The organism is Microbacterium sp. JZ101, assembly GCF_053903175.1.
The window spans coordinates 1757115-1782757 of record NZ_CP096400.1 but is presented as its reverse complement, the minus strand read 5'-3'; the positions used below and the strand labels follow the sequence as shown (position 1 = coordinate 1782757).

At 70.3% G+C, this 25643-nt stretch carries 22 protein-coding genes and 3 tRNA genes; 10 read left to right on the top strand and 15 right to left on the bottom strand.

The window, feature by feature from the left end:
• Window positions 1-3: 3 nt before the first annotated feature.
• The 4 genes from M1D56_RS08315 to M1D56_RS08300 all read left to right on the top strand — a co-directional run bounded on the left by M1D56_RS08315 (window position 4) and on the right by M1D56_RS08300 (window position 5381).
• On the top strand, window positions 4-786 hold the full coding sequence (locus tag M1D56_RS08315; protein WP_456285207.1) for an ATP-binding cassette domain-containing protein: 783 nt from the start codon (window positions 4-6) through the stop codon (window positions 784-786).
• A gap of 86 nt (window positions 787-872) precedes the next feature.
• A tRNA-Asn gene (locus M1D56_RS08310) sits at window positions 873-945 on the top strand.
• Window positions 946-1304: 359 nt separating this feature from the next.
• Window positions 1305-3785, top strand: a complete 2481-nt coding sequence (locus tag M1D56_RS08305) for a family 43 glycosylhydrolase (protein ID WP_456285206.1) — start codon at window positions 1305-1307, stop codon at window positions 3783-3785.
• 228 nt (window positions 3786-4013) lie between these two features.
• Window positions 4014-5381 (top strand): glucose-6-phosphate dehydrogenase, encoded by a 1368-nt coding sequence (locus M1D56_RS08300; RefSeq protein ID WP_456285205.1) that lies wholly within the window; start codon window positions 4014-4016, stop codon window positions 5379-5381.
• Window positions 5382-5385: 4 nt separating this feature from the next.
• Here the strand turns inward: M1D56_RS08300 and M1D56_RS08295 are convergent, their stop codons facing one another.
• From M1D56_RS08295 to def, 3 genes are all read right to left on the bottom strand, one after another.
• Window positions 5386-7338 (bottom strand): glycoside hydrolase family 15 protein, encoded by a 1953-nt coding sequence (locus tag M1D56_RS08295; protein ID WP_456285204.1) that lies wholly within the window; start codon window positions 7336-7338, stop codon window positions 5386-5388.
• Between the two features lie 47 nt (window positions 7339-7385).
• Entirely contained in the window at window positions 7386-7907 is a 522-nt protein-coding gene (locus M1D56_RS08290) for a septum formation family protein (RefSeq protein ID WP_456285203.1), read from the bottom strand.
• Between the two features lie 133 nt (window positions 7908-8040).
• Complete coding sequence (gene def / locus M1D56_RS08285) at window positions 8041-8607, bottom strand: peptide deformylase (protein ID WP_271171882.1); 567 nt, start codon at window positions 8605-8607, stop codon at window positions 8041-8043.
• Between the two features lie 66 nt (window positions 8608-8673).
• Here def and M1D56_RS08280 point away from each other — a divergent pair, with 66 nt between their 5' ends.
• Both M1D56_RS08280 and M1D56_RS08275 read left to right on the top strand, forming a co-directional pair.
• Complete coding sequence (locus M1D56_RS08280; RefSeq protein ID WP_456285219.1) at window positions 8674-9777, top strand: DMT family transporter; 1104 nt, start codon at window positions 8674-8676, stop codon at window positions 9775-9777.
• 15 nt (window positions 9778-9792) lie between these two features.
• A tRNA-Ile gene (locus tag M1D56_RS08275) sits at window positions 9793-9866 on the top strand.
• Window positions 9867-9918: 52 nt separating this feature from the next.
• On the opposite strand, the gene M1D56_RS08270 is transcribed toward M1D56_RS08275, so the two are convergent.
• The gene (locus tag M1D56_RS08270) at window positions 9919-11121 is read right to left on the bottom strand and encodes an NAD(P)/FAD-dependent oxidoreductase (protein ID WP_456285202.1); all 1203 of its coding nucleotides are present in this window, start codon (window positions 11119-11121) and stop codon (window positions 9919-9921) included.
• A gap of 132 nt (window positions 11122-11253) precedes the next feature.
• Between M1D56_RS08270 and M1D56_RS08265 the strand changes: the two genes are divergently transcribed.
• Window positions 11254-11730, top strand: a complete 477-nt coding sequence (locus M1D56_RS08265; RefSeq protein ID WP_456285201.1) for a low molecular weight protein-tyrosine-phosphatase — start codon at window positions 11254-11256, stop codon at window positions 11728-11730.
• On the opposite strand, the gene M1D56_RS08260 is transcribed toward M1D56_RS08265, so the two are convergent.
• The gene (locus M1D56_RS08260; RefSeq protein WP_456285218.1) at window positions 11731-13077 is read right to left on the bottom strand and encodes a pyridoxal phosphate-dependent decarboxylase family protein; all 1347 of its coding nucleotides are present in this window, start codon (window positions 13075-13077) and stop codon (window positions 11731-11733) included.
• Window positions 13078-13154: 77 nt separating this feature from the next.
• On the opposite strand from M1D56_RS08260, the gene M1D56_RS08255 reads away from it, so the two are divergent.
• Window positions 13155-13760, top strand: coding sequence for a helix-turn-helix domain-containing protein (locus tag M1D56_RS08255; RefSeq protein ID WP_456285200.1), 606 nt, complete (start codon window positions 13155-13157; stop codon window positions 13758-13760).
• A gap of 1 nt (window position 13761) precedes the next feature.
• Here M1D56_RS08255 and M1D56_RS08250 read toward each other — a convergent pair whose 3' ends face one another.
• Window positions 13762-15279 carry an APC family permease gene (locus tag M1D56_RS08250; RefSeq protein ID WP_456285199.1) on the bottom strand — a complete coding sequence of 506 codons (1518 nt, stop codon included), beginning with the start codon at window positions 15277-15279 and terminating at the stop codon, window positions 13762-13764.
• Between the two features lie 237 nt (window positions 15280-15516).
• On the opposite strand from M1D56_RS08250, the gene M1D56_RS08245 reads away from it, so the two are divergent.
• Window positions 15517-16020, top strand: coding sequence for a DUF3145 domain-containing protein (locus M1D56_RS08245; protein WP_271171878.1), 504 nt, complete (start codon window positions 15517-15519; stop codon window positions 16018-16020).
• Window positions 16021-16108: 88 nt separating this feature from the next.
• Here the strand turns inward: M1D56_RS08245 and M1D56_RS08240 are convergent, their stop codons facing one another.
• The 6 genes from M1D56_RS08240 to aceE all read right to left on the bottom strand — a co-directional run bounded on the left by M1D56_RS08240 (window position 16109) and on the right by aceE (window position 23808).
• Window positions 16109-17350, bottom strand: a complete 1242-nt coding sequence (locus M1D56_RS08240) for a beta-ketoacyl-[acyl-carrier-protein] synthase family protein (protein ID WP_456285198.1) — start codon at window positions 17348-17350, stop codon at window positions 16109-16111.
• An 84-nt stretch (window positions 17351-17434) separates the two neighbouring features.
• Window positions 17435-17680 carry an acyl carrier protein gene (locus tag M1D56_RS08235; protein ID WP_271171876.1) on the bottom strand — a complete coding sequence of 82 codons (246 nt, stop codon included), beginning with the start codon at window positions 17678-17680 and terminating at the stop codon, window positions 17435-17437.
• A gap of 90 nt (window positions 17681-17770) precedes the next feature.
• Window positions 17771-18775: a beta-ketoacyl-ACP synthase III gene (locus tag M1D56_RS08230; RefSeq protein WP_271171875.1), complete on the bottom strand. Its 1005-nt coding sequence runs from the start codon at window positions 18773-18775 to the stop codon at window positions 17771-17773.
• Between the two features lie 20 nt (window positions 18776-18795).
• Entirely contained in the window at window positions 18796-19704 is a 909-nt protein-coding gene (locus M1D56_RS08225; RefSeq protein WP_456285197.1) for an ACP S-malonyltransferase, read from the bottom strand.
• A 91-nt stretch (window positions 19705-19795) separates the two neighbouring features.
• Window positions 19796-21001: a PucR family transcriptional regulator gene (locus M1D56_RS08220; RefSeq protein WP_456285196.1), complete on the bottom strand. Its 1206-nt coding sequence runs from the start codon at window positions 20999-21001 to the stop codon at window positions 19796-19798.
• Window positions 21002-21081: 80 nt separating this feature from the next.
• A complete protein-coding gene (gene aceE / locus M1D56_RS08215; RefSeq protein WP_282977756.1) occupies window positions 21082-23808 on the bottom strand; it encodes a pyruvate dehydrogenase (acetyl-transferring), homodimeric type in 2727 nt (908 codons plus the stop codon).
• 200 nt (window positions 23809-24008) lie between these two features.
• Between aceE and M1D56_RS08210 the strand changes: the two genes are divergently transcribed.
• Window positions 24009-24809: an MOSC domain-containing protein gene (locus M1D56_RS08210; protein WP_456285195.1), complete on the top strand. Its 801-nt coding sequence runs from the start codon at window positions 24009-24011 to the stop codon at window positions 24807-24809.
• Between the two features lie 18 nt (window positions 24810-24827).
• Here the strand turns inward: M1D56_RS08210 and M1D56_RS08205 are convergent, their stop codons facing one another.
• From M1D56_RS08205 to M1D56_RS08195, 3 genes are all read right to left on the bottom strand, one after another.
• Window positions 24828-25103 carry a hypothetical protein gene (locus tag M1D56_RS08205; RefSeq protein ID WP_456285194.1) on the bottom strand — a complete coding sequence of 92 codons (276 nt, stop codon included), beginning with the start codon at window positions 25101-25103 and terminating at the stop codon, window positions 24828-24830.
• Between the two features lie 66 nt (window positions 25104-25169).
• Window positions 25170-25352: a hypothetical protein gene (locus M1D56_RS08200; RefSeq protein ID WP_456285193.1), complete on the bottom strand. Its 183-nt coding sequence runs from the start codon at window positions 25350-25352 to the stop codon at window positions 25170-25172.
• Between the two features lie 203 nt (window positions 25353-25555).
• A tRNA-Val gene (locus M1D56_RS08195) sits at window positions 25556-25628 on the bottom strand.
• Window positions 25629-25643: the final 15 nt, after the last annotated feature.

Here is a 25643-nt window from a genome sequence, read left to right as displayed (position 1 = left end):
ACAATGCGCGTGCCCGACGACACCGAGAACGCCGTCCGCTGCGTCGACCTGAGCGTGTCCCGCTCGGGCCGCGGCCAGGCCATCCGCGCCGTGGACGGCGTGACCGCGACGCTTCCCGTCGGCGGGACGCTGTGCGTCTCGGGCCCGACCGGCTCGGGCAAGTCGAGCCTGGCGTCCGTCCTCGCCGGGACGCGCGACCGCTCGATCGCCGTGTCGGGAGGTGACGCGTTCGTCACGGGCATCTCGGTGCGCCGCCCCGGTCGCGCGCACCGCGTGCTGACGTATCGCACGGGCTACGTGCCGCAGGGCGGGGGAGCCGCCCTGCCCTCGCGCCTGACCGTCTCCGAGGTCATCACGGAGCCGATCACGTCACGCGACCGGCGCGTGAATCAGCGGGCCCTCGCGGTGCGCGTGGCTGCGCTGCTCGACGAGATGCACCTGCCGCTCGGCGCGGCGTCGAAGTTCCCGTACGAGCTGAGCGCTGGCATGCGCCAGCGCGTCGCGTTCGCGCGCGCGCTCATCCTCGATCCGCGGGTGCTCATCGCCGACGAGCCGCTCGCCAACATCGGGCTCGAGGTGCGGCACGTCATCTTCGACGCGATCATCCACCGTCAGCAGGAGTGGGGGATGGCCGCGCTGCTCGTGACGAACGATGCGGACCTCGCGCGCGAGCTCGACGCCGATCGCCTCATCCTGCGCTCGGGGCACGTGGTGGCCGCCGGCGACGCCGAGCATCTGGACTGGACGCCGGGCATGAAGAGCACCGAGACGCTGCTCATCGCGTGACGACACGCCCGCGTGCACGGCTCGGTTTCCGTGTGCGCTCGCGCGTTTGCTAAGCTAGGGGAGTTGCCCCGCGGGGCGGCGAGTGATCCTCGGTAGCTCAATTGGCAGAGCAGCCGGCTGTTAACCGGCAGGTTCTTGGTTCGAGTCCAAGCCGGGGAGCTGAGAAGGGCCCGTCCATCGGACGGGCCCTTTCCCTTTGCCCTCGGCGCTTCAGCGCGTGACCCGCATCCCGGGGGAATCGGCCTCGCGGAGGCTTGCTCCCCACGCATTGTTCGAGGCTTGCTCCGCGCGCATTGTTCCCGGTAACATCCAGGCAGGCGCCGACGCGGTCGTGTGCACCTCGAGGAGGAGGGTGCAGAAGTGCCGTCAACGAAAACGATATCGATCCGTCGCGAGGGTCACTTCGGCGCCTGAACCGCTTGCGGGATCTCCGGATCCCGCTGCCTTCGTGCGCCTTCTCGGGCCATGCGCGAGGCACGACCCCCGTGACATCCACCATGGACAAAGGAGTGCAGCAAGTGAGATCACGACACATCCGTTCCCGCGGGCGGCGCCGCCGCGCAGCGGCGGCTCTCGGCATCGCGACGCTGATCGCGTCGTCGGTCACGCTGGCCGGCCAGGTCGCCTATGCGGCGCCGGAGGCGATCGCGGCGCCCGTGCCGGCGCAACTCGGCACCGCGCCGGAGCCGCCCGCCGTTCCCGGCAGCCTCCTGCCGGATGGGCGATTCGTGGAGGACGCCTCCGGCTGGACCAGCCAGCGCGGTGGCACGCTCGCCCTCAGCGACGACGCGGCGAGCGGCGCGCACTCCCTCTCGGTGACCAATCGCGAGAACACCCAGTCGGGTCCGTTCGCCGACGTCGCGGGGAAGCTCGAGCTCGGCGCGACGTACCGCATGACCGGGAAGCTCAAGTACGACGAGGGCGCCGCCGCACAGCAGTTCAACTTCACGTTCTGCCCGTCGAACTTCAACGGGTGCGTCGACTACGGGAACTCGTTCACCAAGGGCCAGTGGGGCACGTTCACGCGGGAGTTCACGGCCGAGGATCGCCACGTCGCAGCCTCGTGGTTCTTCGTCGAGACGCCGTGGGGGTCGTCGGCCCTTCAGGATTTCAAGGTCGACGAGCTCTCGCTGGTGAAGATCGCCGACGCGCCTGAGGCGCCGGCGTACACGAACCTGGAGTCGGTCCAGACGAAGCCGATCGGCGACCACAACCCCCTCGTGGGACACAAGTTCGGGGCCGATCCGCACCACCTGATCTACAACGGCCGGCTCTACATCTACTCCACGGACGACAGCCAGCAGTACGAGGCGAACAGCAAGGACGCGAACGGACTCCCGACTCAGCCGAACGGCTACGGAGCGATCACCCGTCTGAACGTCATGTCGACCAGCGACATGGTCAACTGGGTCGACCACGGCAGCGTTCCGATCGCGCGCGAGGGAGGTGCGGCTCCGTGGGCGCGCAACTCGTGGGCGCCCGCCGCCATCGAGAAGGATGGCAAGGTCTACCTCTACTTCTGCGACAGCGGCACAGGGACCGCGGTCGTCGTCGGAGGGTCGCCGCTCGGCCCCTGGACGGACCCGGTGGGCAAGAAGATCATCCCCGACACGGTCTCACCGGAGTACATCGCGAACGGCGGCTTCCCCGCGGGCATGTGGCTGTTCGACCCCGAGGTGTTCATCGACGACGACGGTCAGGGGTACCTGTACTTCGGCGGCAACTCTGTCATCGGCACGAGCCCCAACCAGCAGGGGCCCCAGAACCCGAAGTCGACGCGCGTGGCCAAGCTGGAAGACGACATGGTGACGCTCGCCGGCGACCCCGTCGAGATCGACGCCCCGGGCATCTTCGAGGCCTCGAGCATGTTCAAGCACGATGGCCGGTACTACTACTCGTACTCGTCGAACTTCCAGGTGACGCCAGAGCCCGGCAAGTACCCCGAGCGCGGAGCGATCGCGTACATGATGACGGACGATCCGATGGACCTGTCCTCCGCGAAGTACGCGGGTGTGGCGTTCCAGAACCCCGCCGTGCACTTCGGCGCGGGCAACGGCGGCAACAACCACTCCGACATGTTCACGTTCAAGGGCGAGACGTACCTCACCTACCACGCCCAGACCCGCGGTGCCGCGTGGGCCGCGGCGCTCGGCACGCCGGGTGCCACCCAGGGATACCGCTCGGTCCACATCGACAAGCTCGAGTTCAACGAGGACGGCACGATCAAGCCGGTCCAGGGCACGCGCGCGGGCGTCGATCAGGTCGAGAGCTTCGATCCGTATCGCACCTTCGAGGCGGAGACGCTCGCGTGGCAGCTGGGCATCAGCACCGAGCAGGCCGACGCCCCGTCCGTGGAGTTCCCCGAGCACAACGGCGGCGGCAACATGCTGCTCGCCGACGTGAACGATGGCGACTTCGCCGCGGTCGCCGGCGTCGACTTCGGCGACGGGGCGAAGACGGTGTCCGCACGGGTCAAGCCGCTCGTCGAAGGCGCCAGCGTCCAGGTGCGTCTCGACGATGTCGACGGACAGGTCGTCGCTGAGATCCCCGTCGACGGCACGCTCGGGGAGTGGACGACGGTCGAGGCGCCGGTCACCGGCGCGACCGGCGAGCACGACGTGTTCTTCGTGTTCGCCGGGGCGGATGGCGCGGCAGCGGACGCGGATCTGCTGGAGGTGGACAACTGGGCGTTCGCGGCGGACGACGCGCTCGCCTTCTCCGTCGAGGTGCTCGACCGCTGCCTGGCCGGCAAGCAGATCATGCAGACCGTGCGGGTGGTGAACGAGGACGATGTCGCGGCGACCTTCGTCGTCGAGTCCGCGTTCGGACGGCGTGAGCTGGGCGCCGTCGATCCCGGTGCCGCGAGGTCGGCCGCGATCAACACGCGGCACTCGCAGGTCGACGCGGGCTCGCTGACGGTCACGGCGACGGCGACCGTGGACGGAGAGCAGGTCGAGGTGCAGCGCGACATCCCGACCGAGGCCACCAGCTGCGGCTGACGTCGCGCGCGGATGCGGGGCCGGTCGGGAGTCTCCGGCCGGCCCCGTGCCGTCGCACCGAGCGCCGCACGCCCGCTCCATGTGCCGAACCCGCGCCGAGCGCCGCACCGACGCCGCCCCGCTCGGCGCCAGCGAACACGCTCGGCGCCAGCGAACACGCTCGGCGTCAACCGACACGCTCATGCAACCCCTCGACGCGCGTGGCGCGCTCTCGATAGCGTCGCAGGCATGACCAAGACGAGTGCGAGCATCCTCATCCTCGGCGCAGGCGGCGATCTCACGAAGCGGCTCCTGCTGCCCGGGCTGGCGAGCCTTCTCACCCGACGCGAGTACGACGTCCAGGTGATCGGGGCGGGCCTCGACGACCGCAGCGATGTGTGGGACGAGATCGTCCGCACGAGCTTCGAGGCCGCCGACGTCGGAGCCGACCCCGACGCGCTCCTCGATTCCACCGAGTACATCCCCGCCGACGCGACGAGCGCCGAGGACCTGAAGCGACTCCTCGATGCGTGCGCGCACACGCCCGTCATCTACTTCGCGCTGCCGCCCGCGGTGAGCGCCAAGGTCTGCGAGGCGCTGCGCGAGGTCGAGCTGCCCGAGGGCACGCGACTCGCTCTCGAGAAGCCGTTCGGCACCGACCTCGAGAGCGCGAGGCGACTCAATCGCCTGCTCACGCTGCTCGTCCCCGAGGAGCAGATCTTCCGCATCGACCACTTCCTCGGGATGTCGATGGTGCTGAACGTGCTGGGCCTGCGGTTCGCGAATCGCGTGCTCGAGGGCGCATGGCGTGCCGAGCATGTCGAGCGCGTCGAGATCGTCTTCGACGAGACGCTCGCGCTCGAGGGCCGTGGCGGGTACTACGACAGCGCGGGCGCCCTCGTCGACATGCTCCAGAGCCACCTGCTCGAGGTGCTGTCGCTCGTCGCGCTGGAGCCGCTCCCGCGACTCGACCAGGCCGAGCTCCGCTCCAACATCGCGCAGGTGCTGCGCAGCACCCGCGTCTGGGACGACGACCCCGTCGCCGCGTCGAAGCGCGCGCGGTACACGGCCGGGCGCGTGGGGGAGCGGGACCTCCCGTCCTACGTCGATGAAGAGGGTGTGGACCCGGCCCGCGAGACCGAGACGCTCGCTCAGATCACGTGCGCCGTCGACACGCCGCGCTGGCGCGGGGTGCCGTTCGTCCTCCGGTCGGGAAAGGCCATCTCGGCCGATCGCACCACGGTGACCGTCCGCTTCAAGCCGGCGCCGGAGATCCCGGGGTTCATCGGCGAGCCGAAGAGCGACAGCATCGTGCTCGACCTGCTCTCGGGCGAGGTCGCCCTCGACCTCTCCATGAACGGGAGCGGCGATCCGTTCACCCTCGAGCAGACGCGCCTGTCCACCGACAAGGCCCCCGGCGACCTCCTCCCGTACGGGCAGGTGCTCGAGGGCATCCTCGACGGCGACCCGCTGCTCTCGGTCCGCGGAGACATCGCGGAGGAGTGCTGGCGCATTGTCGCCCCGGTTCTCGACGCGTGGCGCGAGGGTCGCGTGCCGCTCGAGGACTATGCGGCCGGCAGCGCGGGCCCCGACGGATGGGGGACCGCGGCGGGCTGACCCGTCACTCGACCGGGTCGCGAGCGGGCAGAGGCGTCCCCGAGCTCTCGCGCGCCTCGGCGGGCGTCGGCTCCTTCTCGCGCGTGCCGGTCGCCTCCGCATCGCCTTCGCTCTCGCCGCGCACGTGCGGGGCCACGTCGTCGCGCCCGCGCCGCGCGATGTCGATCGCGTCCGCGGCGCGGACCAGCGCGAGGTGGGAGAGCGCCTGCGGGGTGTTGCCCATCTGCCGACGGCGCACGGGGTCGTACTCCTCGGCGAGCAGGCCCACGTCGTTGACGGCCTCCAGCGCTCGTGCCATGAGCGCCTCGGCGTCCTCGAGGCGCCCCGATCCCGCGTACTGCTCGACGAGCCAGAAGGAGCACGCGAGGAACGGATGCTCCTCACCCGCGAGACCGTCGACCCCGGACGAGGTCCGATAGCGCAGCAGCAGTCCGTTAGCCATGAGGTCCTCTTCGATCGCGGCCACCGTGCCCGTCATGCGCTCGTCGTCCGGAGCGAGGAATCCGATCTGCGGCAGCTGGAGCAGCGCGGCGTCGACCTCGTCGGTGTCGTAGTGCTGCCGGAACGAGCCGCGCCGCTCGTCGAATCCGCGCGCGAGGATCTCCGCGCGGATGGTGTCGGCGAGCTCCTGCCACCGGTCGGCGTCACCGGGCAGGCCGAACTCGCGCACACCGCGCGCCCCGCGATCGAAGGCGGCCCAGACCATCGCGCGGGAGTGCGTGAAGTGCCGCTCGTCGCCGCGGATCTCCCAGATCCCGTGATCGGGCCGCTGCCAGTTGTCGGCGAGGAACGCCAGCAGCGCCCGCTGCAGCGGCCACGACGCGGCTGTCTCCTCAAGGCCTGCGACGCGAGCGCCGTGCAGCGCCACCATGACCTCGCCGAAGATGTCCCATTGACGCTGCCGGTATGCGCCGTTGCCGATGCGCACCGGTCGAGCGCCGCCATGGCCGCGCAGTCCTTCGAGCTCGAACTCCGGCAGGCGGCGCTCGCCCCCGATCCCGTACATGATCTGGACATCCGCGGGATCCCCGGCGATGGCGCGCAGCAGCCATCCGCGCCATTCCTCCGCCTCCTCGCGGTAGCCGTGCGTCAGCAGCACGGCGATCGTGAGCGCCGCGTCGCGCAGCCAGACGTATCGGTAGTCCCAGTTGCGCACGCCGCCCTCGGTCTCGGGCAGGCTCGTCGTGGCGGCCGCCGAGATGCCGCCGGTGTCCTCGTCGGTGAGCGCCCGGAGCACGAGCAGCGAGCGTCGCACCTCCTGCGCGTACGGGGCGGGTGGCGCACTGCGTCGCGCCCACTCGCGCCACCAGTCGAGTGTGAGATCGAGCGCTGCGTCGACGTCGAGCGGCTTCGGCGGACGACGATGCGACGGGTACCACGTGAGCACGATGTCGATCGTCTGACCCTCAGACACCGCGTGCTCACCGCGGTGCTCGAGCCCCTGCGCCCGCACGCGCGGCCCGCGCCGGATGATCGAGTCGGGCCCCGCTGTCGCGAGGATCGCGGGTCGGTCTCCGTACTCGATCTGACGGACCCAGGGAAGCGCGGCGCCGTAGTCGAATCGCACCGCGAACCGCTCCGAGAACGCGACCGAGCCGCGCAGCCCGCGGATGCGCCGCACGAGATTGGGCCGGCTGTCGCCGAGCGGCATGAAGTCGAGCACCTCGGCCTCGCCGTCGGGCGTCTGCCAGGTGGTCCGCAGAACGAAGGTGTCGTCGATGTACGAGCGTCTCGACGTCGCCGTCTCGTCGACAGGGCGGACAGACCAGCGGCCCGCGCGCTCGTCGTCCAGGAGCGCGGCGAACAGAGATGAGGAGTCGAAGCGCGGCAGGCAGAGCCAGTCGATGCTGCCCGTCCGCGAGACGAGCGCCGCGGTGTGGAGGTCGCCGACGAGCGCGTAGTCCTCGATGGGGGCGGATGGTGCCGCCTGCGGCGGGCGCGGATGGTGCGAGGCCATGCGCCCCACCGTAGGCGGGCATGGGGGCGAGCGAAACGCCCTTGCGCTCAGCGGTTGGAGTCGCGCAGCGTTCCGGTGAGCTCCTCGCCGGGCATGTAGGCCATGCACTGGATGAGCCGGTCGGCGACCGAGGGGTCGCTCCACGTGTCCTCGAGCGGCGTGAGGTAGGTCACGTAGAGCTCGGACTGGTCGTAGGGGAGCCCGATGAAGGCCTCGAACGCCTCGCCCGTGCAGCCTTCCTCCGCCGCGGTGTCGACGGCGGCCTCGCCGGGCCACTCGCCGTCCTCCATCTCGAACTCGTGGTAGACCTCGGAGTCGTGCGGCTCGTCGCACGGGACGACCTCGATGTCGGTCACCTCGCCTTCGGCGGTGGCGCCGGTGCAGTCGCCGACCTCGAGCGAGAAGACGTCGACCGTGCCGCCCTCGGTGACTTCCTGCGTCTCCTCGTCGCGCGCGGCGGTCTCGCCGTTGAGCAGGTTGGCGATGCTCGAGCACCCGCCGAGCGAGAAGGCCAGGGCGACGGCGGCGCCCGCGACGAGGACGCGATGGGTCGGGTTGGTGCGAATCATGGGGTCACTCTCCTGTGTGCGTAGGTCGGGGCACCAGAAGCCTCACGCCCGCACCCCACTCAGAACGCTACGCGTCGCCTCGATCCTCGCGCAAAGCGAGCAGGCTCGGAAGAGCCCTTCCGCGCGGCGGCGCTCAGGCGTCGAGGTCGTCGACGCCGGGCATCCAGCTCACGCCAGGACGGCCCCACCCGCGCTTCTTCGAGATCTTCTGCGCCGTCTTCCAGTCCCGCTCGGAGAGGCGGTCGACGTAGACGACGCCCTCGAGGTGGTCGAACTCGTGCTGCATGATGCGCGCGCGCCATCCGTCGACCTCGATGCGGACCGGAGCACCCTCGAGGTCGATCCCCGTGACGACGACCCGGTCGGAACGGCGCAGCGGGAAGCGCTCGCCGGGGAACGAGAGGCAGCCCTCCGACTCGAGGTCCTCGTCGGGGTCGCCCGGCTCGAGCGGAACCATCCAGAGCTCGGGGTTGATGATCTCGCCGCGCCAGGGGTTCCCGTCGTCGTCCTCGTACGTGTAGGTGTAGATGCGCAGGCCGACGCCGACCTGCGGCGCCGCGAGGCCGACACCGGGCGCGGCGTCCATGGTCTCGTACATGTCGCGGACGAGCGTGCGGATCTCGTCGGTGATCTCGTCGACGGGCGAAGCGGGGGCGTGCAGGACGGGATCGCCCCAGATGCGAATCGGCAGAACGGCCATCCCTTCAGGGTAGTCGGCGCGATCGGGCGTTAGTCTCGGTGGGTGACCTGGGGAACCTCGGAGGCCATGAGCCTGGCAGCGGCGGACATCGGCGAGCAGCTCGTCGGCGCATTCGAGAACCCCGGCCTGCTGCTCGGCATCCCGCTCGCGATCGCGGGTGCCGTCTTCATGTCGCTCGGCGCCCAGTACCAGAGCCGCGGCGTGAAGAAGGTCGAGCGGCTCGCCGGCGCCGAGGGCCGCGCAGGCCTCGGGGCCGCGCACCTCCTGCGCCTCATGTCCCGCCCGTCGTGGATCATCGGGACGATCCTGCTCGGCGTCGCGATCATCTGCCAGCTGAGCGCGCTCGCTGTCGCGCCGCTCATCGTCGTGCAGCCGCTCGGAGCGATCTCCCTCGTCATCACGACCCTGCTGAACGCGCAGATCACGGGTCACATGCCGACCCGGAACTCGATCACCGCCATCGGATTGTGTGTCGGCGGCATCCTCGTCTTCGTGCTCGTCGCGGCGCTCTTCGCGACCGAGCGCTCGATCACCGACTTCGAGCTGCTCGTGGTGCTCGCGATCCTGCTCGCCGTGATCATCCTTCTCGGCGCGGCTTGGCTCATCCTGCGCCGCCGGATCGGCGCGCTCTTCTACATCACGGCGGCCGGCGCGCTCTACGGGTTCGTCGCGACGCTCGCGAAGATCGTCATCAAGCGCTTCCAGGCCGGCGACGTGGACTGGACCGTCTGGCTCTGCATCGTCGCGCTCGTCGCCGCCGCTGCCGCGGGCGGGTACTTCGTGCAGACCGCGTACGCGTCGGGGCCGCCCGACCTCGTGATCGCCGGCCTCACGGTGATCGACCCGATCGTCGCGGTGCTCATCGGCGCGATCGTCCTCGGCGAGGCGGCGAATGCCCCGCTGTGGGCGCTCATCGTCTTCGTCGTGGTCGGAGCGGTCGCGTCGCTCGGCGTCTTCCTCCTCGCGCGGCACCATCCGCAGGTCGTCAGCGAGAGCCAGGAGCTGTCGATCCGACGCGGCTCGGATGGCGCGGACGGCGACCGAGCGGATGGCCAGAGCGGGTCGTCGGCGCTGGACGCGCTGCGCGCGGCGCGCGACCCCGAGGATCTCCTCTCGCGGCGCAACGGGCCGCGAGACCGCGACGAGGGCTCGGGCCTCGACGCGCGATAGGCTCTAGGGCTGTACGGGGCGGTGGCCAAGCTGGTTAAGGCAGTGGGCTCATAACCCAACGATCGTCGGTTCAAGTCCGACCCGCCCTACTCCCGCATGGCGTCGTGCGTGGGTCATGTGCCCCATCTCGACGGGTGGCGCTCAGACTCTCCCGCGGACGATGCCGTGCCAGTACAGCTGGGGGAGCACCCACCGATCGAGTGCCAACCACCACGGGCGCGGCCGGAGCGGGTCGAGCAGCGGGATGGTCCGCATGACGCGGTGAGTGCGGCTGTCGTACTCGCCGAACACGAGTGCGCGCCGCGACGTCGTGATGGGTGCGACGGTATAGCCGTCGTACTCGAGCAGCGGCCGACCGGAGCGGCGCCGAGGGATGTTCTTGACCACCGTCTTGACCTGGTGACGGAGTGCGCCGCCCGTGCGGGCATCGCCGAGGTCGGCCGCGTCGCCGAGTGCCCAGATGTGCGGATGGTCGCGGTGCTGCAGGGTGCGTGGGTCCACGTCGACGAATCCCTGCGTCTGCTCACCGGCGAGCCCCGATTCGCCGACGAAGGCGGGAGCGCGGTACGGCGGGAGCAGATGGATGAGGTCCGCTGCGATCCGAGCTGTTCCCTCGGGTCCGTCGACGGCCAGCGCGTCCTGTTCGATGCTCTCGACGCGGGTCGAGGCCAGGACCTCGACTCCGTAGTCGTCGATCGCCGTCCGGATGGCCCCAGCGATCTCGTCGACGGGATGGAGGCGGTCGGCGTCGTGCACGAGCACGACCCGGAGGTCGCTGAGCACGCCCCGGCGTCGCCAGTGGTCGCAGGCCAGGAAGAGAGGTTTCAGCGCGGTCTCCCGACCCGAGGCGGGCTGCCCGTGCAGCGTGAACACGGCCGTCCCGCGGTCGAGAGCGCGGATCCTGTCCCAGGTGCGTTCGACATGCTCGAGCTCGAACGATGTGCAAGCGATGCCGTCTCGAAGCGCCCGCCGCGCGCCCGGGAGCGACTCCCAGTCGGTCTCGGCGCCGCACGCGATGACGACATCCCCAGCGACGAGGACCGTGCCGTCCGCGAGCATGACCTCCCGGCGGCCCGCATCGACCCGCTGCGCCGCCGACGGATAGAGGCGCACGCCCTGGGGGACAAGTGAGGTCTGCGCCCGCACGAGTTCGTCACGCCGAGCGAGACCGCCGGCGACGTAGTTCTGCAGCGGCTTGTAGACATGGTGCGCCGACGGCTCGATGAGCGCGACGTCCGGGCATCCGCGCTTCCGCAGTCGCGCAGCGAGCGACATGCCCCCGTTTCCGCCGCCGATCACGATGACGTCGTGACGTCGCGGGCTCCGAGCAACCGTCTCTGCCATGTCTCGAGGGTCGCGGACACCGCGGGATGTGTCGATGGGGTTGACGTCTCCGCGCGGCGCAGCGAGCATCCGCGAACGGAGCCGCCGGGCATGCACTAGATTCGCGTCGTGAGCCGAGAGACAGGGAGTCGCATGATCCGCACGATCGTCGTCGTGTGCACGGGGAACATCTGCCGGTCGCCGATGGGGGAGGTCGTGCTGCGCGACCGCTTCGCATCCGCCGGGATCGACGTCACGCTGCGCTCAGCCGGCATCAGCGCGGAGGAGCTCGGAAACCCGATCGACCCGCGTGCGGCATCCGTCCTCGCCGAGAGCGGCTATCCGGTCCCGACCCGGACCGCGCAGGTCGTGAGCCATGACGACCTCGACGCCGACCTGCTGCTCGCGATGACGGAGCTTCACCGCGCGTCGCTTCTGCGCCAGGGCGCGGACCCCGCGCGCAACCGTCTGTGGATGGAGTTCGTCCCCGGTGCCGAGACTCGCGATGTCACGGATCCCTGGTACGGCGACCGCTCCGACTTCGAGGAGACGCTCTCGCTCATCGAAGCCGGAGCACCGGCCATCCTCGATCTGGTCCGGGAGTCTCGCGCGGTCGCGCCGGCGGAGTGATCAGCCCGCCATCGAATCCAGGATGCCGCGCAGCGCCTCGATGGTCGTGCGCGGGTTGATGATGGCGAAGCGGGCGTTCGTCCGCCCCTCATGCCCGCTCGGCGTGACGAAGGCCCGCTGCTCGTCGAGCAGGCGAGCGGACCAGTCCTCGTAATCATCCTTCGACCATCCGTCGCGCTCGAACACCACGACCGAGAGCTGCGGGCGGCGCAGGAGCGTGAGATACGGACGCCGCTCGATCTCGTCGGCGATCTCCTGCGCGAGCTCGAGGGACGCGGAGATGGCCGAGCGGTACGCGGCGGCGCCGTAGGAGGCGAGCGAGAACCAGAGCGGGAGCCCGCGCGGGCGGCGCGTCAGGTGGGCAGCGAAGTCCGACGGGCTCCAGTCGGCCTTCTCGGTGAGCGTGTCGAGGTACGCGGCGTGCTGAGTGTGCGCACGGCGCCCCTTCTCGGGGTCGCTGTAGATCAGCGCGCACGCGTCGAACGGCGCGAAGAGCCACTTGTGCGGGTCGACGATCACCGAATCCGCATGCTCGACGCCCGCGAAGAGGTGGCGATGGGATGGCGCGAGCATCGCCGAGAGGCCGTACGCGCCATCGACGTGGAGCCAGATGCCCCGTGCGCGCGTCACCTCGGAGATCGACGCCACATCGTCGACGATGCCGAAGTTCGTCGAGCCCGTCGTGGCGACGACGGCGAACACGCTCTCGCCGTGCTCGTCGAGCGCCGCCCGCACGGCGTCGCCGCGCAGGACTCCGTCGGCATCGGGCGCGACACCCACGACGTCGACGTCCATCACCCGGGCCGCCGATGCGATCGAGGAGTGCGCCTCCTCGCTGCAGACGACTTTCCAGCGGGCAACCGTGCGCCCCGCCGAGCGCGCAGACTCCCGCGCGGCGACGAGTGCCGAGAGATTGCCGAGCGTGCCGCCCTGCACGAAGACCCCGCCGGCGGTCGCGGGCAGGCCGAATTCCGCTGCGAGCCACGACAGCACCTGGTTCTCGGCGTAGACGGCGCCGGCGCCCTCGAGCCAGGACCCTCCGTAGAGCCCGCTCGCCGACACGACGACGTCGAATGCGGCGGCCGCCTTCGTCGGCGCACACGGGATGAAGGAGAGGTAGCTCGGGTCGTCTGTCGTGATGCACGCGGGCGCGAGCGTCTCCGTGAAGTGCGCGAGGGCCTGCTCGGCGCCGAGGCCTTCCTCGCTGATCGTCTGTCCGACGAGGGCGTCGAGTGCCGCCTCGGTCTGCGGCTTGTCGAGGGGGGTGTCCTCCGCGAGGAGTCGCTCGCGGGAGTAGCTCAGCACGAGGTCGACGACCTTGCGGTTCTCGGCGGTGATCTCGTGCATGCGCGTCGCGGATGTCGAGGTGCTCAATGTGGCTCCTTGTCGAGGGAATGGGGCTTCGGTGCAGTATGGTGCACGGTATGGATGTGACGACGACGGCCCTGTCTGCGGCGATCGGCGCGCGCGTGCGCCAGGAGCGGCAGGCCCGCCGCTGGACTCTGGACGCGCTCGCTGAGACCGCGGGCGTGAGCCGTCGCATGCTCGTGAACGTGGAGCAGGGCGCGACCAACCCGAGCGTCGGGATCCTGCTCCGGATCAGCCAGGCGCTCGGCATCGGGCTGCCCGCCCTCGTGGAGAATCCGCAGGTCGCCGCCGTGAAGGTGACGCGCAGGGGCGAGGGATCGATTCTCTGGCGCGGCGACAGGGGAGGGGTGGGTGTCCTCCTGTCGGGAACCGAGTCGCCCGACGTGCTCGAGCTCTGGGACTGGACGCTGCAGCCCGGAGAACGGCACGAGAGCGAGGAGCACGCGACCGGGACGAAGGAGCTCCTGCAGGTGCTCGACGGCGACATCGAGGTCACGGTCGGCGAGCAGACTCACCCGCTCGCTACCGGCGATGTCATCGCCTTCTCGGGCGACGCGCCGCATGCGTACGCCAACCCCGGCACGGCCCCCGCGCGGTTCACGCTTTCCGTCTTCGAGCCGGGCGTCGGATCGCCGAAGGCCTCCGAGACGCACGGCGACTGACCTACCGGCGCGCACGGCGCTTGAGGGTGTACGTCGCCGCGGTCGCGCTCGAGGCGTACTCGTCCTGCGTGAGCAGGCCGACGCGCGAGTTCCGACGTCCGTATGCGAGGTACAGCACGGCGCCGACGGCCAGCCAGGCGCCGAAGACGATCCAGGTGGTGAGCCCGAGGGTCACCATGAGCAGCAGGCAGAAGAGGAAGCCGAGGACGGGCACCACAGGGTAAAGCGGAACGCGGTACGTCCGCTGCAGGTCAGGGCGGTTGCGTCGAAGGTAGATCACCGAGAGGTTGACGAGCGCGAACGCGAAGAGCGTGCCGATGCTCGTCGCGTCCGCAAGCTGGCCGAGCGGAATGAGCGCGGCGGTCACGGCGATCGCGACGCCCACGATGAGCGTGTTCGCGACCGGTGTGCGCGTCCGCTCGGAGACGCGGCCGAAGACGGATGGCACGAGGCCGTCGCGCGACATCGTCAGCAGGATGCGGGTCTGGCCATACAGGACGGTGAGCACGACGCTCATGATCGCGACGACCGCACCCACGGCGAAGAGAAGCGCGATCCACGGCTGGTGCGTGATGTCGACGAGGATGCCGACGAGCGTCGCCTCGGCATCGCTGAACTGCGTCCACGGCTTCGCGCCGATCGCGGCGATCGCGACGAGCATGTAGAGCCCGGTGACGATGACCATGGACATGATGATGGCCCGCGGAAGGTCGCGCCGGGGGTCCTTCGCCTCGTCGCCCGCTGTCGAGGCCGCGTCGAACCCGATGTACGAGAAGAACAGCCGCGACGCGCCCGCCGCGATGCCGGCGGCGCCCATCGGCGCGAGGGGCTCGAAGTTGCCGCCCTGGAATGCGGTGAACGCCACGACGATGAAGAGCACGAGGATGCCGATCTTGATGATGACCATGATCGTGTTGGCCCACGCGGCTTCCTTGGCGCCGCGCAGGAGGAGCACCGTCCCGAGCAGCACGACGACCGCGGCCGGCACGTTGAAGACCCCGCCCGCACCCGGAGGCTGCATCCACATGGCCGGTATCTCGATCCCGAAGATCAGGAGGGTGTCGTTCACGTACTGGCCGGCTCCCACCGCGATCGCGGCGACCGACACGCCGTACTCGAGGACGAGGCACCAGCCGCAGACCCAGGCGATGCCCTCGCCCATGGTCGCGTAGGAATACGAATAGCTGGAGCCGGAAACCGGCACGGCCCCGGCCATCTCGGCGTACGACAGGGCGGAGAGGAACGCCGCGACGCCTGCGAGAAGGAAGGCGATCCACACGGCCGGCCCCGCCATGGGCACAGCCGTGCCGAGGACGACGAGGATGCCGGTGCCGAGCGTCGCTCCCACGCTGATCATCGTGAGCTGCCACACGCCGAGAGATCGGCGGAGCCTCTGACCCGGGTCGTGTCCCTCGCTGTCGGAGAGGATCGCGTCGATCGACTTCCGTCGCAGCAGCTGGGTGCCGAGCGGCAGCGCGGTCGTGGTGGTGGAGGGCGGCGTCGTCGCCTGATTCGTCATTGAACAGCTCCCTTCGAAAGCTCCGCCCACTATAGAGCACAGCAGTGCGCACTCCGCGCACAGCAGTGCATCATCGGATGCGCATGGGACCATCGGTGACAGCGAGGCGGGCGGATGGAACGACACGCTTGTGATTTGACGCGCGGGCGGGTCATAATGCAGGGAGAACTGAAGAGGAATCGCCGGATCGCCCGGTCAGGTCGTAGGGGAAGACGCACCTGACGAACGGAGAAGATCATGGCGACACCCATCGCGCGCGGAGTGGTCTATATCCACTCGGCGCCACGAGCGCTGTGTCCGCACCTGGAGTGGGCGGTCGGCCGATCTCTCGGCCGAGCCGTGAACTTCGAGTGGCAGGACCAGCCGGTGCTGCACGGCGCGCGTCGCACGGAGTACTACTGGGAGGGTCCCGCCGGCACCGGCGCCGCCCTCGCGACCGCCATCCGCGGATGGGAGCACCTCCGGTTCGAGGTCACGGAGGATCCCACTCCGCGCAGTGACGGCGGCCGCTGGATGCACACGCCCGATCTCGGCATCCACTACGCGCAGATGGACTCGGCGGGCAATGTCGTGATCCCCGAGGATCGCGTGCGCTACGCGATGGAGATCGCGGGCTCCGACCCGTTCGAGCTCCGTCGCGAGCTGGACGTCGCCCTCGGCAGCGCATGGGATCAGGAGCTCGAGGCCTTCCGCACCGCCGGCGACGACTCGCCGGTCGTGTGGCTGCACCAGGTCGGCTGAGCCCGCGGCGGGAACCGCGTCCCGCCGTCCGCAGACTGCAGACGCCCCAGGAGAGAACTCCTGGGGCGTCTCGCTGTCCGCTGTGGGATCAGCCGTCGTACGAGGCGAACGCGATGACCGCGTTGTGTCCGCCGAAGCCGAACGAGTTGCTGATCGCGAGCTGGGGGCCGTCACCGAGCGGCTGAGGCTCGCCGGACAGCTTGAACGGCACCTCGGGGTCCTGCTCGGTGATGTTGATCGTCGGCGGAGCGACGCGGTCGCGCAGCGCGAGCACCGTGTAGACCGCCTCGAGAGCGCCCGTGCCGCCGAGGAGGTGCCCGGTGGACGCCTTCGTGGCGGAGACGGGGATCTCGTCGATGCGGTCGCCGAACACGCGCTTGAGGGCGACGTACTCGTTCGGATCGCCGACCGGCGTCGAGGTCGCGTGCGCGTTGATGTGGGTGACGTCGTCGGGCTGAGCGCCCGCGACCTCCAGAGCCTGCTGCACGGCGCGCGCCGCACCCCAGCCCTCGGGGTCGTTGCCCGTGATGTGATACGAGTCCGCGGTGACGCCGCCTCCCACGAGGTACGCGTAGATCCGCGCACCGCGGGCCTTCGCGTGCTCCTCGGTCTCGAGCACGAGCGCGGCCGCGCCCTCGCCCATGACGAAGCCGTCGCGGTCGATGCTGCCCGGACGCGATGCCGTTGCGGGATCGTCGTTCCGGCGCGAGAGAGCCTGCGCGGAGGCGAAGGAGGCCACCGTGATCGGGTGGATGGCCGACTCGGCGCCGCCGGCGATGACGACGTCGGCGAGCCCCTGCTGGAGGTGCTCGTAGGCGTTGTAGAGCGACTCCGTGCTCGATGCGCAGGCGCTCACGACCGTGCGCGCGTACGCCTTCGCGTTGAACTGGAGCGAGAGGTTGCCGGCAGCCGCGTTCGGCATGAGCATGGGCACCGTGAGCGGCATGACGCGGCGGGGGCCCTTCTCACGCAGGGTGTCCCATGCGTCCAGCAGCGTCCACACGCCGCCGATGCCGGTCGCGAAGTCGACGCCGAGGCGCTCGGGCGCGACCTCGGGCTCGCCGGCGTCCGCCCAGGCCTCGCGTGCCGCGATGAGCGCGAACTGCGTCGAGGGGTCGAGGCGCTTGGCCTCGTGGCGGGGGAGCACCTCCTCGGGCCGGACGATCGCCTCAGCGGCGAAGGTCACCGGGAGCTGGTACTTCTCGACCCAGTCGTGCTCGAGCGTGCGGGCGCCGGAGACGCCTGCGAGGAGATTGCGCCAGTTGTCCTCGACGTTGCCGCCGATGGCGGACGACGCGCCGAGGCCCGTGACGACGATGCGCTTGGTCATGGCTTGGTTCCCTGTGTTCCTCGGAAGTGCAGATCGGGCGTCACGCCGAGTCGGCGCAACCGCGCGGCGTGACGCCCGGAAGCCTCACTGGTTGGCGGTGATGAAGTCGACGGCGTCCTTCACCGTCTTGAGGTTCTTGACCTCCTCGTCGGGGATGGTCACGCCGAACTTCTCCTCGGCGTTGACCACGATCGTCATCATCGAGATCGAGTCGATGTCGAGGTCGTCCGTGAACGACTTCTCGAGGGCGACCTCGGAAGCGTCGATGCCGGTCTCGTCGGTGATGAGCTCAGCCAGTCCGGCGAGGACCTCGTCGTTCGTGAATGCCATGGGTTTCTCTCTTTCAGGGTTGGGTGATCAGAATCCGGGTCGGGAACCGCCCATCAGTCTAGAGGCGGAGGCGGCCCGATCCGTGGAACGTCAGGGCAGGACGACGACCTGAGCGGCGAAGACGAGCCCCGCACCGAAGCCGATCTGGAGCGCGAGACCGCCCGAGAGCTCGGGGTTCTCCTCGAGCAGGCGGTGCGTCGCGAGCGGGATGGACGCGGCAGACGTGTTGCCCGTGTCGGCGATGTCACGAGCGATCGCGACCGTGTCGGGCAGCCCGAGCTGCTTGGCGAACTCGTCGACGATCCGCATGTTCGCCTGGTGGGGGATGAACGCCGCGAGGTCCGACGGCTCGACGCCTGCCGCCTCGAGCGTCTGCTTGGCGACCTTCGCCATCTCCCACACCGCCCAGCGGAAGACCGTCTGGCCCTCCTGGCGCAGCGTCGGCCACTCCGCCTCGCCGTCGCGGAACGCCGTGAGCGTCGCGTTCATGCGCACGGCCTCCGACTTCGACCCGTCGGAGCCCCACAGGGTCTGGGACACCCCGGGCGTCTCGCTCGGGCCGAGCAGGGCGGCACCCGCACCGTCGCCGAGGAGGAACGAGATCGAGCGATCGGTGGGATCGACGATGTCGCTGAGCTTCTCCGTGCCGATGACGAGCGCGTACCGCGCCGCGCCCGAGCGGATCAGCGCGTCGGCCTGCGCCACCGCGTAGCAGAAGCCCGCGCACGCGGCGTTGATGTCGTACGCCGCGGCCGGGTTCGCGCCGACGCGGTCGGCCACGATCGCCGAGACGGATGGCGTCTGCCGCGGGTTGCTGATCGTGGCGACGATGACGAGGTCGATCTCGGAGGGATCGACGCCCGAGCGCTGGATGGCCTCGGTCGCCGCGTCGGCCGCGAGCTCGACGGCCGTCGTCGCCTTGTCGGCGCGCACGCGCGTGATGATGCCGGTGCGCTGGCGGATCCACTCGTCGCTCGAGTCGATCGGCCCGACGAGGTCGTCGTTGGGCACGGCGTTCTGGCCGCGCGCGGCGCCGTAGGCGTAGATGCGCGAGTGGGCGCTGCCGGTGGCTTCCTTCAGCGTGGGGGTCGTCATCCTGCTCTTCTTCTCCTCACTCACGCGAGCAGCGCCGCTGCCGCGTCGAGATCATCCGGCGTCTTCACCGCGACCGTCGGCACGCCCTTGAGCCCGCGCTTCGCGAGCCCGACGAGAGCGCCCGCGGGCGCGAGCTCGATGAGCCCCGAGATCTCCGCGTCGGCGAACGATGTCATGCACAGGTCCCACCGCACCGGGTGGCTCACCTGGTGGACGATGAGCTCGAGCGCACGGCGCCCGGTCGCCACCGTCGTGCCGTCGCTGTTGGTCCAGAGAGGGAGCGCGGGATCGCCCACCTCGGCGATCCCCTCGACGGCCTCCTGCAGCGGGCCCGTGGCGGGAGCCATGTACGAGGTGTGGAAGGCGCCGGCCACCTGAAGCGGGATGACCCGCGCTCCACGCGGAGCGGACGCGGCGAGGGCGGCGAGAGCGTCCGTCGCTCCGGCCGCGACGATCTGCCCGCCGCCGTTGTAGTTGGCGGGCTCGAGGCCCGCGTCGGCGATCGCCTGGAGCACCTGCTCCTCGACGCCGCCCACGACAGCGCTCATGCCCGTCTCCGCCTGGGCGGCCGCCTCGGCCATCGCGCGGCCGCGCAGGCCGACGAGCCGCATGCCGTCCTCGAATCCGATCACGCCGGCGGCGACGAGCGCGCCGATCTCGCCGACCGAGTGGCCGGCCACCCCGCCCGGGGCGGACGCGCGCGCCTGCAGGGCCTCGTACGAGACGAGGCTCGCTGCGACGATGAGCGGCTGAGCGACCCGCGTGTCGCGGATGCGGTCGGCGTCCCACTCCGTTCCGGCCGCGATGAGGTCGACCTGAGCGGCGTCGGAGGCGGCCTCGAGGCGCTCGCGCACCCCGTCGAGCTCGAGCCAGGGGCTGAGGAATCCGGGCGTCTGGGACCCCTGTCCGGGGAATGCGGCGACGATCACCTGACCATCATGCCAACCTGAACGGCGGCTCGCTGGCGAGATCGTCACAAGAATCCTCGGATCCGTTGTGCGTGGCGGACACCTCGGATGGTCATCGTCGCCCGTCGCGCGGGCGGCGGACCGGGCGCCGGACAGCATCCTTGGGGCCGATCGAGCCGAGGATGAGCGCCGTCTGCAGGATGAGCGCCTCACGCGGGCCGGTCGCGTCCCAGCCGATCACGTCGCTCACGCGCTTGAGGCGGTAGCGCACGGTGTTCGGGTGCACGAACAGCTCCCGCGCGGTCGCCTCGAGCGAGCGCCCGTTGTCGAGGTAGCTCCACAGCGTCGTGACGAGGTCGGTCGAGTGCGCCTCGAGCGGGCGGAAGATCCGCTCGATGAGGGTCTTCTTCGCCAGCGGGTCGCCCGCGAGCGCGCGCTCCGGAAGGAGGTCATCCGCCTCGACCGGGCGCGGCGCATGACGCCACGCACGTGCGACGGCGAAGCCGGCGAGGGCTGCGCGGGCGCTGCGGCTCGCGTCGACGAGGGCCGGGACGGCCGGACCGAGGACGAGGTGCCCGGCGCCGAAGCAGGGCTCCAGCGCATCGGCGATCTCCACGAAGCTCAGCTCGCCGTTCGGCTCCGACTGCTCCTTGCCGGGGGCGTGCGCACGGCCGAGCACGAGCACGAGGCGCGAGCCCTGCACGCCGATGAGCACGTCGACCCCGAGCTTGCGCGCCGTGCGCCGCACCTGGTCGACGTCGAACAGCGGGGGAGTGGTGCCCACGAGCACCGACACCTCGCCGTGTCCGTGCCAGCCGAGCGCCGCGATGCGGCTCGGGAGCTCCTCATCGGTCTCGCCCGTGAGGATCGAGTCCACCACGAGCGCCTCGAGTCGGGCATCCCAGAGTCCGCGCGACTCCGCGGCCCTGGCGTAGACGTCGGCCGCCGTGAACGCGACCTCCCGCGAATAGAGGAGGATCGACTCGCGCAGCTGCTCGCCGCGTCCGACGACGCGCTCTTCCATGACATCCACGGTCGCGCGGACGAGCTGCAGGGTCTGCTGGAGGCTGACGCTGCGCAGCAGCTCGCGCGGGGCCGCGTCGAAGATGTCCGCGGCGATCGAGGGTGTGCTCGTCGGATCCTCGTACCACTCGATGAACGAGCTGATCCCGGCCTGCGCGACGAGCCCGACAGCCGACCGACGAGCCGGAGGCATCTCGGTGTACCAGGGCAGCGACTCCTCGAGGCGCTGCAGCACGGCGGTGGCGACGTCGCCGGAGATGCGGCGCAGCCACGCCAGCGTCGCCGCCTTGTCCATCGTCGCCCTCTCCTCCGTCGACACAGGGGCGGGGCCCCGCCTGCCGGGGGCCCCGCCGTCTGCCGTTCCGCTCACGCGGTTCAGGAATCTCCGCCTGCGTTGCCGGACGTGCCGGCCGTCACATCGTGGATGCGGTACTTCTCGATCGCCTGCCCGATGACCGAGCGGTCGACGGCGCCCTGGTCGGCGAGCGACTGCAGCGCGCGCACAACCATCGACGGGCCGTCGATCTTGAAGAACCGGCGAGCCGCGGCGCGCGTGTCGGCGAAGCCGAAGCCGTCGGCGCCGAGCGTGTAGTACGGGCCGGGGATCCACTGCCGGATCTGGTCCTGCACGGCGTGCATGTAGTCGCTCGTCGCGATGAACGGCCCCTCGGCGCCCTGCAGCTTCTGCGTGAGGTACGCCGTGCGCGGCTCCTCCTCGGGGTGGAGGAAGTTGTGCTCGTCGGCGGCGAGGCCGTCACGGCGCAGCTCCGACCACGAGGTCACCGACCACACGTCGGCGACGACGCCCCAGTCGCTCTTGAGGAGCTCCTGGGCCTCGAGCGCCCACGGCACGCCCACGCCCGACGCGAGGAGCTGGACGCGCGGACCGTCTCCCGTGCCGACCGAGACACGGTGGATGCCCTTGACGATGCCCTCTGCGTCGACGTCGGCAGGCTCGGCCGGCTGGCGCATCGGCTCGTTGTAGACCGTGATGTAGTACATGACGTCGGGGTCGGGGTGCGATCCGCCGTACATGCGCTCGACACCGGCCTGCACGATGTGCGACACCTCGTAGCCGAAGGCCGGGTCGTACGTGAGGGTCGCGGGGTTCGTCGACGCGAGGAGCGGCGAGTGGCCGTCCGCGTGCTGCGTGCCCTCGCCCGTGAGCGTCGTGCGGCCCGCGGTCGCGCCGATGATGAACCCGCGCGCGAGCTGGTCGCCGGCCGCCCAGAACGCGTCGCCCGTGCGCTGGTACCCGAACATCGAGTAGAAGATGTAGACCGGGATGAGCGGCTCGCCGTGCGTGGCGTAGGACGTTCCGGTCGCGGTGAAGGCCGCGGCGGCGCCGGCCTCGTTGATGCCGACGTGCATGATCTGGCCCTGCGGGCTCTCCTTGTAGGCCAGGAGCAGCTCGCGGTCGACCGAGGTGTAGTTCTGGCCGTTCGGGTTGTAGATCTTCGCCGACGGGAAGTACGAGTCCATGCCGAACGTGCGCGCCTCGTCGGGGATAATCGGCACGATGCGGTTGCCGAAGCCCTTGACCCGCATGAGGTCCTTGAGCATCCGGACGAACGCCATCGTCGTGGCGACCTCCTGGTTGCCCGACCCCTTCTTCGGGAACGCGTAGTCCTTGTCCTCGGGCATGTTGAGGGGGATGTGCGTGCTGCGGCGCTCGGGGAGGAAGCCGCCGAGCGCGCGGCGGCGCTCGAGCATGTACTGGATGGTCTCGTCCTGCGCACCCGGGTGGTAGTAGGGCGGGCGGTACGGGTCGGCTTCGAGCTGAGCGTCGGACACCGGGATCTGCATCGTGTCGCGGAACAGCTTGAGGTCGTCCAGCGTCATCTTCTTCATCTGGTGCGTCGCGTTGCGCCCCTCGAAGTGCGGGCCGAGGCCGTAGCCCTTGACGGTCTTCGCGAGGATGACCGTCGGCTGGCCCTTGTGCTCCATGGCCGCCTTGTAGGCCGCGTACACCTTGCGGTAGTCGTGGCCGCCGCGGCGCAGGCGCCACACGTCGTCGTCGGAGAGGTCCTTGACGAGCTCGAGCGCGCGGGGGTCGCGGCCGAAGAAGTTCTCGCGCACGTAGGCGCCCGACTCCGCCTTGTAGGTCTGGAAGTCGCCGTCCGGCGTCACGTTCATGAGGTTCAGGAGCGCGCCGTCGGTGTCCCGCGCGAGCAGGTCGTCCCACTCGCGGCCCCACACGACCTTGATGACGTTCCAGCCGGCGCCGCGGAAGAAGCTCTCGAGCTCCTGGATGATCTTGCCGTTGCCGCGGACCGGGCCGTCGAGACGCTGGAGGTTGCAGTTGATCACGAACGTGAGGTTGTCGAGGCCCTCGTTCGCGGCGACCTGGAGCTGACCGCGCGACTCCACCTCGTCCATCTCGCCGTCGCCGAGGAAAGCCCAGACGTGCGAGTCCGAGACATCCTTGATCCCGCGGTTGGCGAGGTACTTGTTCGTCATCGCCTGGTAGATGGCGTTGATCGGGCCGAGGCCCATCGACACCGTGGGGAACTGCCAGAAGTCGCGCATCATGCGCGGGTGGGGGTACGACGGGATGCCGTTCGGCGCGCCCGACTTCTCCTGGCGGAACGCGTCGAGCTGCGCCTCGCTCATGCGGCCCTCGAGGTAGGCGCGCGCATAGGCGCCGGGCGAGGCGTGGCCCTGGTAGAAGATCTGGTCGCCGCCGGACGGGTGGTCCTGGCCGCGGAAGAAGTGGTTGAACCCGACCTCGTAGAGCGACGCCGCCGATGCGTACGTCGAGATGTGCCCGCCGACGCCGATGCCGGGGCGCTGCGCGCGGTGCACGGTGATCGCGGCGTTCCAGCGGATCCAGTGGCGGTACCGGCGCTCGAGCTCCTCGTCACCGGGGAACTCGGGCTCGTCCTCGGGCGCGATGGTGTTGACGTAGTCGGTCGTCGGCACCATGGGCACACCGAGACGCAGCTGCTTCGAGCGCTGGAGGAGGCTCAGCATGACCTCGCGGCCGCGCTGGTGGCCCTTGACGTCCACCAGCTCGTCGAGGGACTGCTGCCACTCGCTGGTCTCCTCCGGGTCGCTGTCGTGCGCACCCTGCGAGTACGGATCCTGGTCGTGAACAGCCACAGGTGACCTTTCGTCTGGCGGGCAGATCGTGCCGCGGAAACGGGACGAGGCGTGCCGGAGCCCGGTCGGGCCGATGCACGCGTATCGGGGACAGCCTAGTCCTTCCGAGGAGGGGCGGGCACGCGCGGCCAGGGTGGCGTCGGCTCTCGGCAAGCGCTCTCCGGTCGCGCGCCCTCGCCCGGACGCGGCAGAATCGGGGAGTGCCCCACGTCTCCGCGCTCTACCGTCACCCCGTCAAGGGCTTCACCGCCGAGGAGCGCGACGCCCTCGTCGTCCAGGCCGACGGCCGCATCGAGGGCGATCGCGTGCTGGCCTTCCGCTTCGCGGACGCGGCCACGCCCGAGGAGCATGACGGACTGGACTACTGGCCGAAGTCCAAGGGTCTCGCGCTCATGGACTTCCCCTCCCTCGCGCGCCTCCGCCTGCGCTTCGACGAGGACCTCGGTCGGCTCTCCGTCCGCCTGGATGACGAGCTCGTGCTCGAGACGACGCTGGATGCCGAGGGGCGACGCGAGGCCTCCGAGCGGATCGCGCGGTTCGTCCTGTCGACGCCCGACGGGCGGCGCCTGGAGCGGGGTGGCCGCCTGCCGCTCGTCCTCGTGGGGGATGGTCGGACGTCGCGCTTCCAGGATCGGCCGCGCGGCTTCGTGTCGCTGCACGGTCGCCCGTCGGTGCGCGCGGTCGACGAGGTCACTCCGGACGCCGTCGTCGACGACCGCCGCTTCCGCTCGAACATCGTCGTCGACGGTCTCGAGCCGTGGAGCGAGCTCGACTGGCGTGGCCGCGTGCGGATCGGGGAGGTGGTCTTCGCGGTGCAGCGCCCGATCATCCGCTGCCTCGCGATCCACGCCGACCCCGATTCGGGAGAGCGGGACGCCCCGCTCCTGAAGACCCTCACCCGCGTCTTCGGCCAGGCGGAGCCCACCCTCGGCATCCTGCTGCTGCCCGCCGAGGGAGGCGGCACCGTCCGCCTCGGCGACAGCGTGGAGCTGCTCGACTGAGCTGCTCGACGTGACGGCTCAGAGCGCGGCGCGGATCGCCTGCTCGACCGTCACGCCGCGGCCCACCTTCGCGGGGATGTCGCCGGGCTGCTCGGCGACGTGGATCGCGTACGAGCCGTCGCCCTCGGCGACGACCCAGCCCCACGGTCGCCGGTCGCGCTTCACGCGCAGGTCGGGGTACCAGATGGTGCTCTGGACCGGCGTCGGCTCGAACGAGTAGAGACTGCCGCCCACGGTCACGAGCTGCGTCGTCTGGATGGCGGCGTCGATGAAATCGCGGTCGAAGGCTCTCATATCCGCACTGTACTCAGGAGCGCCGACAGGCGGTAGACCCGGCCCCTGAGCGGGTCAGCGCGGTGCTCAGACCTCGTCGTCGACGTCGTCGTCGCCCGCCGCGAGACGGTCGGCGTCGGCGCTGTCGATGAGGTCGTGGTTCGCATCGGGGTCGAGCACCTCGTCGCCGTCGACCTCGGTCGTGGGCAGGTCGTCGCCGCTCTCGCCGTCGTCGGGCAGAGGGTACGGAGCGGGGTAGGGGTTCGACATGATCTCGTCCTTTCGCGTGAGGTGCTGCTCACGCTAGGGGCGGCGGGCGAGGCAGCCCAGGCGCTTGACCGAGGGCTCCGCTCTGGCTAGTCGCCGGCGAGCAGGGTGCGCACGGCCGAGGCGCCGGGGGAGGAGATCTTGCGACGCCGGGCCATGCCGCGATGGCACCGAGCGGTCGGGGGATTCGGCGGGAGGCGGGACGGTGGGCCCTGCCGGGATCGAACCGACGACATCCACGGTGTAAACGTGGCGCTCTACCAGCTGAGCTAAAGGCCCCTCCCGACGATTCTA